Annotated in this window: 7 protein-coding genes; 3 read left to right on the plus strand and 4 right to left on the minus strand. The window is 67.4% G+C overall.

Going from position 1 to position 13,740, the window contains the following annotated elements; genetic code table 11:
• Nucleotides 1-28: 28 nt before the first annotated feature.
• Nucleotides 29-1,702 (minus strand): alpha,alpha-trehalase TreA, encoded by a 1,674-nt coding sequence (gene treA, locus ABQ137_RS03615; RefSeq protein ID WP_184515981.1) that lies wholly within the window; start codon nucleotides 1,700-1,702, stop codon nucleotides 29-31.
• Between the two features lie 424 nt (nucleotides 1,703-2,126).
• Nucleotides 2,127-2,909, minus strand: a complete 783-nt coding sequence (locus ABQ137_RS03620) for a DUF72 domain-containing protein (RefSeq protein WP_024937802.1) — start codon at nucleotides 2,907-2,909, stop codon at nucleotides 2,127-2,129.
• A 107-nt stretch (nucleotides 2,910-3,016) separates the two neighbouring features.
• Here ABQ137_RS03620 and ABQ137_RS03625 point away from each other — a divergent pair, with 107 nt between their 5' ends.
• Both ABQ137_RS03625 and ABQ137_RS03630 read left to right on the plus strand, forming a co-directional pair.
• Entirely contained in the window at nucleotides 3,017-3,769 is a 753-nt protein-coding gene (locus ABQ137_RS03625; protein ID WP_184515984.1) for a DNA-formamidopyrimidine glycosylase family protein, read from the plus strand.
• A 280-nt stretch (nucleotides 3,770-4,049) separates the two neighbouring features.
• Nucleotides 4,050-5,063, plus strand: a complete 1,014-nt coding sequence (locus ABQ137_RS03630; RefSeq protein WP_184515987.1) for a hypothetical protein — start codon at nucleotides 4,050-4,052, stop codon at nucleotides 5,061-5,063.
• 823 nt (nucleotides 5,064-5,886) lie between these two features.
• Here ABQ137_RS03630 and ABQ137_RS03635 read toward each other — a convergent pair.
• A complete protein-coding gene (locus ABQ137_RS03635; RefSeq protein ID WP_349781205.1) occupies nucleotides 5,887-6,822 on the minus strand; it encodes a GAF domain-containing protein in 936 nt (311 codons plus the stop codon).
• A 312-nt stretch (nucleotides 6,823-7,134) separates the two neighbouring features.
• Nucleotides 7,135-10,014: a M16 family metallopeptidase gene (locus tag ABQ137_RS03640; protein ID WP_349781207.1), complete on the minus strand. Its 2,880-nt coding sequence runs from the start codon at nucleotides 10,012-10,014 to the stop codon at nucleotides 7,135-7,137.
• A 102-nt stretch (nucleotides 10,015-10,116) separates the two neighbouring features.
• On the opposite strand from ABQ137_RS03640, the gene ABQ137_RS03645 reads away from it, so the two are divergent.
• Complete coding sequence (locus tag ABQ137_RS03645) at nucleotides 10,117-12,855, plus strand: PAS domain S-box protein (protein WP_503021184.1); 2,739 nt, start codon at nucleotides 10,117-10,119, stop codon at nucleotides 12,853-12,855.
• Nucleotides 12,856-13,740: the final 885 nt, after the last annotated feature.

Here is a 13,740-nt window from a genome sequence, read left to right on the forward strand (position 1 = left end):
GGGCATGCCCGGCAGCGCTGGCGCACGCTCATCGCGTGGCCGCTTCGGGCTTGCGCACGCGTTTGACCGGCGCCGGCTTGCTCGCGGTGTCCGGGTACAGGTTCAACAGCATCAAGGTGACGCCGTTGGTCCAGCCGAAGCCGTCCTGCAGCGCGTATTCGCCACCGCCACCGCCGGCCGCATCGGCTTCCAGTCCGTATTTTTCGACCAGCTTGTGCTCGCGCGCGAACAGCGCCTGCACCTGGGTGAGGAAGCGCTCGCCGATGGTGCGCGCCAGCGCGTCTTCGCCGTAACGGCGCAGGCCGTCCACCGCCACCCATTGCAGTGGCGCCCAGCCATTGGGCTCGTCCCACTGCTGGCCGGTCTTCACTGCGGTGGTGGCCAGGCCACCGGGGCGCAGCAGGCGCGCACGCACGGTGCTGGCGGTGCGTTTGGCGTGCGCGTCGGTCGCCAGGCCGGTGAACAGCGGATACAGCGCCGCGGCAGTGACCTGGTCGCTGAGCTTGCGGGTCTGCCAGTCGTAGTCGGCGTAGTAACCGGCCGCGTTCCACAGGTGCGCATCGATGGCCTGCTTGCGGCGCAGTGCCAGCGCCGCATAGTCCTGCGTGCACTCGGCACCCGGCTTCGCACAGGCCTGGGCCAGGGTGCGCTCCAGGTGATACAGCAGGCTGTTCAGGTCGATCGGCACGATGGCGGTGGTGCGGATGGTGCGCAGGTTCTGCCCATCGGCCAGCCAGCGGCTGGTGTAGTCCCAGCCGCTCTCGGCGCCGGCGCGCAGGTCGCGGTAGACCTCGGCGGCCGGGCGGTCGCCGGCCTCGGCGGCGGTGCGGGTGTCGTGCAGCCAGGCTTCCGGGCGCGGGGTGTCGCGCTCGTCCCAGTAGCGGTTGAGCAGGCTGCCGTCGGCCAGACGCACCACATGGCGCGCGGCCTGGCCGGGCTGCAGGTCCTCGCTGCCCTGCATCCAGTAGGCGTATTCCTTCCGCAGCTGCGGCAGGTAGCGCTGGTAGACCGCTTCGCCTTCCACGCCGGCCTGCAGTTCCACCATGTAGGAGAAGAACGGCGGCTGCGAGCGGCTCAGGTAGTAGCTGCGATTGCCGTTGGGGATATGCCCGTAGGTGTCGATCAGGTAGGCGAAGTTGTCCAGCATCTGGCGGCTGAGCGTGGTCTCGCCGCTCTTCACCAGGCCCAGCATGGTGAAGTAGGAATCCCAGTAATACACCTCGCGGAAGCGTCCGCCCGGCACCACGTACGGATGCGGCAGCGCCAGCAGGCTGCTGTAGGGCGGCACGTGGGTCTGGCTGCGCACCAGCTTGGGCCACAGCTCGTCGATGTGTTCGCGCAGCGCGGTGTCCTGGCGGATCGCGTCGGTCTGCACCGGCGGCGACTCTTCGAAATTGGCGTCCACGAACTTGCGCAGGTCAAAGCCGGGGTGATCGTGCTGCGCCAGATAGTCGGCGTTGATCAGGGCCGGGTCGCGCAGCGGCAGAAAGTCGACGAAGTGCTTCTGGTCGTCGAACAGCTCGCCGCTCTGCACCGCCCGGAACAGTTCCGGGTAGGCCAGGTCGGGCGTGGGCGGTGTGGCCGCCGGTGCGTTGACGACCGGAGTGTCCATGGGCGCGGCGGTCAGCGTGCAGGGCGCCACGAACATGCTCAGCGACAGGCCAAGCAGCGACGTGCAGCACGGGGGCGCGGCAGAACTCATGGCATCTCCAGAACGGGCAGTGACGTGCGGCATGGTAAACGACCGAAGTGGCGGGCGGGGCCGGACGACGGTGTCGGCAGGCCGACAGGCTTCGCACGGAGACGACTGGATTCAGCAAGGTGATCCGGCGCGGGGCTGCAGGTGGTTGCGCGGGTTGCGTTGCCGATTCAGGCCTATCGGCCCGGATCGAGGCAGCTTGAGCCACGTGCGGACCGCGTCGGATTGCCGACATCGCTGCAAGATGCGCGCCACAGCGCGGCGGGCGGCACGTGGCGAACGGCGGGCGGCACTGCCAGTGCACGGCAGCCGGCGCGCGTGGGGACTGGCCGGCGGCAGCTCGGCCTTGCTCGCCTGACCGATTGCAGCGGCGTGGACGCACCGGTGGCACGCCGAACAAAGCCAGGCGGCTTGCTGTCCTTATGCGTCAGCCTTGGCGCGGCCGACCGGTCTGCAACAAACGCTGCAGCTGCAGCGCGTTGGGCACCGCCAGCCCGGCGGCGGTGTTGTCGAAGATCACCCAGCGTTCTGCCTGCGGATGCGTCGCGTCCTGCGCTGCGTTGCGCACCGCGTCGGCCAGTGTCTGCAGCGCACTGTCGTCGTAGCTGCTGTAGTAGATGCGCGGTGCGCCATGCCAGCGCCAGTACTGCGGGCCGGCTGTCGCACCCGGTGTGGCGGCGTCCGGCACCGGCGCCGGATCGGCGGCGCAGCGTGCGATGCGGTGGCGTGCCAGCAGCGCCTGTGCCTGCGGGAGAAACCAGCTGGCATGGCGCGGTTCGCAGACCACGCCGCCGTCCCAGCGCCGCCGCAGCATGGCGAAGAACCTGGCCGCCACCGGCGCATCGAACACAGCGCTGGGCGGCAGTTGCAGCAGCAGGCAGCCCAGTCGCGTGCCCAGCGCACCGGCCTGGGCCAGGAAGGCATCCAGCAATGCACCGGTACCTTGCAGGCGTGCATCGTGGCTGATGCTGCGCGGCAGCTTGACCGAAAAGCGGAAATCCTCCGGTACGCTGTCGGCCCAGCGTGCGTAGGTACTGGCACGGTGCGGACGATGGAACGAGGAGTTGATCTCCACTGCATCAAAACGTGTGGCATAGCGCTGCAGGACGCTGGCACCATCGCCGAATGCGGCGCGGTCGGCGGCCGGAATCGACCAGCCTGCGCAGCCACAGCGCACGCGCGGCAGGGCGATGGATGAACGAGCCTGCATGAGGTATACGCAAGACGGGTGGGCAGCACTCTATGCATGCGCGCATGTCAGCGTTGCGTGTGCACTGCGCTCACGGCCGACTCACCGACGACTTCGATACTGGGCGCATGCCAGAAGGTCCTTCCCTTGTCATCCTGCGCGAACAGACCGAAGCGTTTGTCGGCCGCAAGATCCTGCGCGTGTCCGGCAACGGCAAGCAGGACATCGCGCGGCTGGAGCAGCAAAAGGTGCTGGCGTTACGCAGCTGGGGCAAGCACTTCCTGATCGAGTGCGCGCAGTTCAGCGTGCGCATCCACTTTCTGCTGTTCGGCAGTTATCGCATCGACGAGGACAAGCCGAATGCGGTGCCGCGTCTGCGCCTGGAGTTTTCCAAGGGCCAGCGGTTGAATTTCTACGCCTGCTCGGTGCAGTTCATCGAGCGCCCGCTGGACGAGGTCTACGACTGGACGGCGGATGTCATGAACCCGCTCTGGGATGGCGCGCAGGCACGGCGCAAGTTACGCGCCGCACCCGGCATGTTGGCCGCCGATGCGTTGCTGGATCAGACCATCTTTGCCGGCGTCGGCAACATCATCAAGAACGAAGTGCTGCATCGCATCCGTGTGCACCCGGAAAGCACGGTGGGCGCATTGTCGGCGCGCAAGCTCGGCGAGCTGGTCACCCAGGCGCGCGACTATAGCTTCGACTTCTACACCTGGAAAAAGGCCTTCGTGCTGAAGAAGCATTATCAGGTGCATACCAAAACCAGCTGCCCGCGCGACGGCGCGCCGCTGCAGTATCGAAAGCACCTGGGCAAGGCCGGGCGGCGGGCGTTTTTCTGCGAGGTCTGCCAGCGGCTGTACCGTCCGGAGGATGACTGAGCATGTGCGGCCCGCACCCTGGCCAGTCGGCATCGACCGGATGTAGGGCGAACGACCGCCGCCACAGCATGCAGGATCCATGCCGCCGGGGCCGGGCAATGCCTGTCGGCAAGCAGCGGGCGTCGGCCGCCACGCTCGCTAATGTGAATGGCGGCTGGCGCCTGCGGCCCAAACAACGAATTTCAAACGCGCGCAAACGCCACGCCCGCTAGATTTGCGCGTCCTGCACCGGGTTCACGGTGCGGCGTGCGCATCTCTCATCTCATCGGTCTCCCGCATTGTGATTACCCGCAGGAAGGAAACGCTTGTCCCGCATGTCGCCGCTGTCGCATGCACGGGCGCCATCCTGTTCTTTCTTGCCTGTCTGTTGCTGTATATGCCGCCGCCACGCGACACCGCGCGACACGACGACAGTTTGCAGGTGTATTTCGTGCCGCGTCCGCAGTTGACGCTGCCGGCGCCGGCGACACCGCCGCAGCAACGCGACTCCACACCGCGCGCGGCTCCTGCCGCGGCCTCATCCGCGCGCAGTGCGCCACCGCCGACACGTACCCCACCGCCGCAGCGGCAGGTTGCCGCCGCCAACGCGCCCGCTGGCGAATCGATGGCGGCCCAGCTCTACACCCGCGAAGGCCGCTTGCGCATGCCGCGCGATGCGCAGGTCGACCCGATGGCGCAGGCCGGCGCCGCGGTGCCACCGGGCATGGCCGACGAACGCGCGCAGGCCAAGGCGCGCAACGTGATGGAACGGGTCAATCCGGTGCAATACCAGGACACGCGCTTTGCCAAGGACTGGAAGAGCGACGGCACGCTGGGCGATGTGGCGATGCAGGAAATGAATCGCGGCATGAAGAAGTTCAACGACATGCTCAACGGGCCGCAGACGCAGGTGGCCAAGGCGCGGCCACCGCCGGATGTGCGCTTCAACCCCGCGCTGGCGGGCAATCAGGCCGAGATGGGCAGCGAGGCGACCGGCGATGCCTACAAGGCCGCGCCGATCGCGCACGAGACACCGCCCGATCTCAAGGGCGAAGCCAGCCGCCGCATCCGCGAGGCGCTGGCCGCGCTGGAGCAGCGCAGCGCGCATTGCGATGCGTCCAAACGCAAATCCCTGTTGTCGCCGGTGCGCACGCACCTGGGCGATCTGGAGCGTGCCGAGCACGCCTTGAACAACGGCGCCGACCCGGTGATGGCCGCACAGATGCTGCCGCGCCAGGCCGACAGCGCCTACGATCTGGCCCGCCGCGCGCTGTGGTACGCGGACCGCCAGTTGAAGCAGTGTGCGATCGGGTGAGTGGGTCAGTGAATGCGTTTGGGTGCAGCTGACCAGGAGTAGCGGGCAAAACCTCTCTAAGGCTGTCTCGATGGCGGCAACGTACCGGCCACATTCGCAGCGTTGACGCGTGACGGTGAGTGAGTCGATTGCGCAGTGCCCCCACCGCTTGCGGGACCCGCACTGACTCCGTCCATGGAGGCTCCTCGGCGGCATCCATGCCGCCAAGGGTCCCGCAACCGGCAAGGACACCGCATTAGAAGGTTGGTCGGCGACCAGGTGAAAACCTGATTGGTGCTCGGCTTGCGATGGAAGATTTTCGGCCGCACGACAATCCGAACAACGCGTAGCAAGCACTGCTCTTGCCGTGCACGCCGACCATCCCGACAGGTCCTTGCCCGCCCACCGTCGCGGGACCTTACGCGGCATGGATGCCGCGTAAGAGCCTACATGGACGTACTTGCGGCGTGTCCTGCGATGGTGGGCGGGCAAGGGCCCTGCAGCCAAACCGCAGATCCGCAGCTCTGCACCCGACTCACCCACACCGCTCAATCACCTGGTAGCCGCGCGAAGTGGAAGTGGACGAGCGGCGCTGCGCTTCCCTTCTCCCGGTGGGAGAAGGGAAGCGTCCCGACAGGAATTGAAGAAGTAAGGCAGCTTCGTCCGATATCGGGACTAAAACCCCCTCCCGCCTGGGCGAGAAGGTACGGCTTTCGCGGCAAGCGCGCGCATGCCTTGGAGCGCCCGCGACGCAAGCGCGGCTGAAGGCGCGCAGCGGGAGTTGTGAGGGCACGTCTATGACACGGCGGATCAGCCGGCAGCCGGACTGTCGCCCCGCGCTACATCAGGCGCTGAGGCCGTCCTGCGCCAGACTCTGGCGGTAACGGTCTTTCTCGACACTCAGCGCGACTTCCGCGCGCAGGAACACTTGCCCGATCGGCTCGTCGCCACGGGTTGCCTGCGCCTGGCCGATCAGCACCGTCAGCCCGTGCGCATGCTGCTGCTTGGCGATGTCGCGCAGGCGCTGCAGCTTCTGCTCGGCATTGGGATCGCGCAGTACGGCGATGAATTCGGCGCTGTCGGTCACGCGGTCCACGCTGTCGCCGTTGGCTTGCGCCTGCGCGGCCAGGGCTTGGTCGAGCTGTTGCAAGGCGCGACCCAGGAGCCGCTCGCTCTGTTTTTCGGCCAGCGCGGCCAGTTCCTGCACTTCCAGAATCACCAGGTAATAACCGGCATCGGCGGCCGCCGGTGCCACCGGCTGCAGGATCGCCTCGCGCTCGAGCTGCAGCTCGCGCTTGCGCTCGTCCAGCAGGCGCATGGTGACGCGCGCCAGTGCCTGCAGCCCGGTGCGTTGAGTGTCGGTGAGCGTGCGCGGCTCGGTGTCGAGCACGCAGACGGTGCCCAACGCCACCCCGTCGGAGGTGACCAGCGGCATGCCGGCATAGAAGCGCGCGCCGGTCTCGCCGGTGACCACAGAGACATCGGCAAAACGGCTGTCCTGGGTGAGGTCGCGCACTTCCATCAATTGCTCGGGGCTGCGGATGGCGTGATCGCACACTGCCTGGCTGCGGTCGGTCTGCTGCATGCCCAGACCGAGCTGGGCCTTGAACCATTGGCGGTCGCGATCGACCAGCGACATCAGTGCGATCGGCGTGTTGCACAGCGAGGCCGCCACCTGCACGACGTCCTGGTAAGTGTCCTCGGGCAGGCTGTCGACGATGCGATAGCCGTCCAGGACCTGTTGGCGGGAGGCTTCGTCAGCCGGGGGCATTTGCTTCATCGGGTAAGTCGGACAAGCGCGAGCGAGAAAGAGGCCACGATACCGGCACCATCGATAACGCCGCGTGGATATCGGCCGCGTTCCCGGCGTGGCCTGCACAGCGTCTCCAAATCCGCATCCCCGCCGCGCTGCGCAGGCTAGGGGACATGCAACCGGCGGACTGAAGCGCCGGCGCGAGATTTCAAACCCAAGTGTGATGCCTGCGCATTGCACGCAGGCACCGGCGACTCATACGCGCACGCACCGTTGCGTACGCGGATCTGGCAACGGCGCGGCTCGAAAGCCGCGCCGTCGGTGTGCGACTGACCAGCCTCAGCGCTTGACCGGCTTGCCGTCCACGTCCAGCACCTGCACCTCACCGAGCTTGAGCGCACGCACCGGGGATTCGATCTTCTTCAGGTCGCCCACGATCACCCAGGTCATCGCGTTGGGCGCGATGATTTCCTTGATGGCCTTCTGCGCGGCCGGCTGGTCGATCGCTTCCAGTCGCGGCTTGAGCATCTGCACATAATCGTCGGGGCGGTCGAACTGCACGATGCCTTCGATCGCACCCAGCACCGCGCCAGTGGTTTCGAAGCTGCCGGGCAGGGCGCGGATGCGCTGGTTCTTGATCTTCTCGATCTCGTCGGTGGTCAGCGGCTTGTCGCCGATGATCGCGGTGGCTTCCTTGAGGATCTCGTTGGCCGACTCGGCGGTCTTGTCGGTCTGCACTGGCGCGGAGAACATGTACGGCCGCTGGCCCTGCGCATCCAGCATGCGGGTACCGGCACCGTAGGCCCAGCGCTTGTTCTCGCGCAGGTTCATGTTCAGGCGCGAGGTGAAGGTGCCACCGAAGGCGCCGTTAGCCACGCCGATCGCCAGGTTGTCCGGCGCCTTGGTGGACGGTGCGAGCAGGCCGGCCAGAATCACCGACTGCGGCGCATCCGGGCGGTTGATCAGGTACACGCGCGGCTTGGGCTGCGCGGCGACCTGGACCAGGTTCTTCTTCGGCAACGGCGTGGCAGGCGCCTTCCAGTCACCGAAGGCGGCATCGAGCTGCGGGATGATCTGCGCCAGCGTGGTATCGCCGGCCACCAGGATGCGCAGGTTGTCCGGACGCAGCCACTGGCGGTGGAAGGCCTGCAGGTCCTGGGCGTTGAGGCTCTTGATCGCCGCCTCGGTGCCGCTGCCGGTGAGCGGGATGCCGTAGGGGTGGTTCTGGCCGAACAGCAACGGCGGCAGCGCACGCAGCGCCAGGCTGTTGGGCTGGGTCTTCTCCTGCGCAATGCCGGCCAGCCACTGGCCACGGATGCGCTCGATGTCGGCAGCCTTGAAGGCCGGGTTGCGCACGATGTCGGAGAACAGCTGCAGCGACGGCTGCAACTGGTCGTTGAGCGCATCCAGCGAGGCGCTGCAGCTGTCCAGATCGCAGCCGACCGCCGTGATGGCGCCCAGGCGCTGGCGACGCTGCGCCACTTCCACCGAATCCAGCGCGGCGGTGCTCTCGTTCATCAGCGCGGCGCTGAAGCTGGCGGTACCGAGCTTGTTGCCCTGGTCGGCCGCATACCCGGCATCGAACAGCAGTTCCACCTGGGTGACCGGGATGGTGTGGCGCTCGGCCAGGATCACCTCGACGCCGTTCTTCAACTTGCCGCGCTGCAGCTGCGGGAAGCTCAGGTCGGGGAACTGGCTGGTCTGCGGCACGCCCTTGCTGCGGTCCAGCGTGGAGGCGGTGGTTTTGTATTTGCCGGCGGCCGGCAGCCTGGGCGCTGGCTTGCCGGGTTCTTCGCCACGCGCGACCACTGCCTTGTCTTCGGCGGCGGGGTCGAAATCCTTGCCGGCCGGCAGCACGGTGAGCAGATAGTCGCCCTTGCCGAACCAGGTGGCGGCGGTCTGCTTGACGCTGTCCACGGTGGCGGCCTGGCCGCGCTGCAGATCCTGCTTGTAGGCGCCCGGGTCGCCGCGGTAGACCTGGCCCTCGGCCAGGATCACCGCCTTGCCACCGAAGCCGCCGACCTTTTCCAGCCCGCGCACGAAGCCGGCGCGGTAGGCCACCTGCGCGCGCTGCAGCTCGTCGGCGGTCGGGCCCTGGGCAATGAACTTCTTGAGCTCCTCGTCGATGATCGCCTCGACCTTGGCCGGGTCGACGCCGTCCTTCACGTCGGCCTGGATCTGCACCTGGCTGGACAGCGCGAACGGCTGGATCGCCGCTGATACGTCATCGACCAGATTGTCCTGGTAGACCAGGCGCTGATACAGCCGCGAGGTCTTGCCGCCGCCGAGCACGGTGGTGGCCAGGTCCAGCTGGATCGCCGCATCGCTGCCCAGCTGCGGTGCGGCCCAGGTGCGGTAGATGCGCGGCTGCGAGACGTGATCGTGCTGCACGCCACGCTTCTGCGCGGCCAGCGGGGTCACCCACGGCTGCTGGCGCGCCACCGGCTTGCCAGACGGGATGTCGCCGAAATACTGCAGCGCCTTGGCACGCGCCTGCGCCACGGTGATGTCGCCGGCCAGCACCAGGGTGGTGTTGGCGGCGCCGTAGTTGTCGTTGAACCACTGTTTGACGTCGGCCAGCGAGGCCGCGTCCAGATCTTCCATCGAGCCGATGGTGTCGTGCTGGTACGGGTGGTTGGCCGGGAACAGGTTGGACAGGATGTTCTGGTCCACGCGGCCGTAGGGGCGGTTCTCGCCCTGGCGCTTCTCGTTCTGTACCACGCCGCGCTGGGTGTCGAGTTCTTCCTGGCCGATCGCGCCGAGCAGGTGACCCATGCGGTCCGATTCCAGCCACAGCGCGGTGTCCAGCGCGGTGGTCGGCACGGTCTCGAAATAGTTGGTGCGGTCGAACCAGGTGGTGCCGTTCATGTCGGTGGTGCCGACCTTTTCCAGCGGCGCGAAGAAGCTGCCCTTGTTGTTCTCCGAGCCGGAGAACATCAGGTGCTCGAACAGGTGCGCAAAGCCGGTCTTGCCGGCCGGCTCGTCGCCGGAGCCGATGTGGTACCAGATGCTTACCGCCACCACCGGCGCCTTGTGGTCTTCGTGCACCACCACGGTCAGGCCGTTGGGCAGGGTGAAGCGGGTGTAGCCGATCTCGGGAATGGCACTGCTGGCCGCGGGCTTGGACAGGCTGGCCGGGGCGGCAGCGACGGCGGGAGCAACGGTACCGGCAGCGACGCCGAGCACACCGGCGATCAACAGGGACAGCGGACGCAGCATGTGACACTCCAGAGCAGGACAATCGGCCGAGGGTAGTGGCTGCCCGGCGGTGTCGCAAATGCTGTCCGGCAGGGGGGCAGGTGCGGCCACCGGCGGGGCGGCGTGCGATGGGACGCCCGGGCCGGCGCGGGTGGGGGTGCGGCAACCACCGGCCCGCCAGCAGGCCCGGCGCACGCGCTCAAGTTGATCATCGCCTCGCCGTTACCTGGGGCGACCTACCTTGCCCAGACGTTGCCCGCCGATCACGCCATGACCGTCCTGTTGCCGCCCGTACCCATTCCCGCCGACGACGCCCTGCGCGTGGAGGCGGTGCGTCGGTTGGGGGTGCTGGATACCGAGCCGGAGGCCGAATTCGACGATATCGCCTGGCTGGCGGCCCACATCACCGGCGCCCCGATGGCGCTGGTGTCGCTGCTTGACGCCGACCGCCAGTGGTTCAAGGCGCGTTGTGGCACCGATCTGGAAGGTACCCCGCGCGCGATGTCGTTCTGTTCCTACACGGTGATGGGGACCGAGCTGCTGGAAGTGCCCGATGCGGCGGCCGATCCGCGCTTCGCGCGCAACCCGCTGGTCACTGCTGCGCCAGGGGTACGCTCGTATGCGGGCGTGCCGCTGGTCGGCCGTGAGGGCTATGCCTACGGCACCTTGTGCACGCTCAGCACCCAATCGCGGCTGCTCGACGAAAACCAGAAGCAAGGCCTGATCCGCCTGGCGCGGCAAGCCGTCGGTCAACTGGAGGCGCGTCGTGACCGGTTGGCTGCGCAGGCGCAGCGGCAGACCCTGAGCCGTTTGCTGGAAGCCATGCCCGACGGCGTGGTGTCCTGCGACAGCGACGGGCTGCTGCATGAGTTCAACCACGCCGCACGGCAATGGCACGGTACCGATCCGCGCCTGTTGCCGCCGACGCAATGGGCCCAGCACTTCGATCTCTATAACGCCGACGGCAGTGCGCTGCTGCCCACCGAGGCCATCCCGCTGGTGCGCGCCTGGGCCGGCGAGCACGTGCGCAATGCCGAGATGGTGATCCGTGCCACCGGCCAGCCGGCACGCAGCGTGCTGTGCAATGCCGACCCGGTGGTCAGCGACCAGGGCGCGGCATTGGGTGCGGTATGCGTGATGCACGACATCACCCAGTTGCGCGATGCCTCGGCTGCGCTGGCGGGCGAGCGCGCACGCCTGCAGTCGCTGGTGGACGCCTCGCAGGATGTGGCGATCATCGCGTTCGATCCGAACGGGCGCATCGAATTGTTCAACCCCGGCGCCGAGCGCCTGCTGGGCTACGCGGCCGACGAGGTGTTGGGCCGCTGCCCGGCGCAGTTCCACCTGCCGGCCGAGCTGGAGCGGCACATGGCCACGCTGGCGTTGTCGCCGCCGTCGTACATCAAGCTGGCCGCCGCCGCTGCAGGCGACCTGCTCGAAGAAGAAATCTGGACCCTGGTGCGCAAGGACGGCGGACTGCGGCGCGTACGGCTGTGCTTCAACATCATCCACGACACGCAGCAGGGGCTGTCCGGCTACCTGGCAATGGCCATCGACGTCACCGCCGAGCTGCAGGCGCAGGCCGCCGCGCAGCTGGCGGCCGAGCACTTCCGCGGTGCGTTCGAAACCGCCCCGCAGGGCATGGCGATCGTCTCGCTGGATGGCGACTGGCGCGACGTCAACCCGTCGCTGTGCAGCATCCTGGGATATCCGCGCGAGCAGCTGTTGCGCACCACCTTCCAGACCATCACTCACCCCGACGATCTGGACATGGACCTGCGCCTGGTGCAGGAACTGATCGACGGCAAGCGCGACAATTACAGCCTGGCCAAGCGCTACATCAGCCAGCAGGGCGCGGTGATCTGGGCGCAGCTGTCGGTGTCGCTGGTGCGCGACAGCAGCGGCGCGCCGGTGCATTTCGTCTCGCAGATTCAGGACGTCACCGAACGCCATGTCGCCGCCGAGCGCCTGGCCGAAAGCGAAGCGCGGCTGCGTGCGATCAGCGATGCCACCCCCACCCTGGTGGGACATTACGATGCCGCGCAGCGCTGCCTGTTCGCCAACCAGGCGCATCGCGACTGGCTCGGCGTGGAGCCGGCCAGTCTGGTCGGCTGCGCGATCACCCAGGTACTGGGCGAGGACCTCGGTGCGGAGGCGCGCGCTGCGCTGGCGCAGGTGAGCGCCGGGCAGCGGGCCCACTTCGAACACGTTCTGCGTGGTGGCGCGACACCGCGCGATGTGGAAATCACCCTGGTGCCGGAAATGCAGGGCACAGCGGCGCAGGCGCAGGGATTCTTCCTGATGGCGCAGGATGTCACCGCGCACAAGACCCTGCATCGGCTGATGCACGAGCGCGCGACCCGCGACGCCCTGACCGGCCTGCCCAATCGCCACGCCTGGTCCGAGGCGCTGCAGGTTGCGGTGACCCAGGCGCAACAGCAGCAGCGCGCGGTCGCGGTGATGTTCCTGGATCTGGACGGCTTCAAACGCATCAACGACGTCCACGGCCACCGCGCCGGCGACGCGGTACTGGTCGCCTTCGGCCGCTGCCTGCAGCAGGCGGCCGAAGGCCGCTATCTGGTGGCACGCCTGGCCGGCGACGAATTCGTGGTGCTGCTGGACAACCTGCAGGATCCGCAGACCGAATGCGCCGCCGTGGCAGACCGGATCCGCGCCGCATCGGTGGGGGGTGCCATGTTCGGTGAGCAACATCTGCCGATCCGGTCCAGCATCGGCGTCGCCTGGCAACACGGCCAGCAGGCCGACGCTGCCAGCCTGATGCACGCGGCAGACGAAGCGATGTACGCCGTCAAACGCGCCCGCCACGGCAGTGCCACCACCGGACGCGACGCCGCGCGCTGACGCAGCGCATGCAGCAACACACACTTCTCCAACAGCAGAAGGTGCCCGCAGGGCGGGTGAGGGTACGGCCTACCCATAAAGCCGCGTCAATCGCATCGATGATGTTCACCACCCGCGACGTTGAGACCCATTATCGCGGTCGTCTGGAGAGGTGATGCAGGCGATGGATGCATGGATTGCAGAGCGATGATCTGCGGCTTGGCTGCAAGGCCCTTGCCCGCCCACCATCGCAGGACACGCCGCAAGTACGTCCATGTAGGCTCTTACGCGGCATCCATGCCGCGTAAGGTCCCGCGACGATGGGCGGGCAAGGACCATCGGAGATGGTCGGTGTGCTTACTTAAGAGCAGCAAGGGCAGTGCGTGATGCGCGTTGTTTGATCCTGATGCGCCGGCGCAACATCCGGCGTAAGTTGAGCGATAAGCAGCTTTTTGCGTGACCACCGACCAACTATTTGGTGCGGTGCCCTGACCGATTGCGGGACCCTTGGCGGCATGGATGCCGCCAAGGAGCCTCCATGGACGGATTCACGGCGTGTCCCGCGAGCGGTGAGGGCGCCGCGCGCTCGACTCACCGAGCGTTTGACTTAAGTATCTAATCACGCCTCAACGCCGCCGCGAGTCGAAGCCTTGGTTGCTCTACGCATTGCGCTTCGACTGGCGTGGACAATACGGATAGTTCAGTTGCAGAGCGATGATCTGCGGCTTGGCTGCAAGGCCCTTGCCCGCCTACCATCGCAGGACACGCCGCAAGTACGTCCTTGTAGGCTCTTACGCGGCATCCATGCCGCGTAAGGTCCCGCGACGGTAGGCGGGCAAGGACCAATCGAGATGGTCGGTATGCATGGTTGTGAGCCGTGCACGTTGCACGGCGGTCTGCTGATCT

The organism is Xanthomonas sp. WHRI 8393, assembly GCF_040203315.1.
In the GTDB taxonomy this organism is placed as follows: Bacteria; Pseudomonadota; Gammaproteobacteria; order Xanthomonadales; family Xanthomonadaceae; genus Xanthomonas; species Xanthomonas arboricola.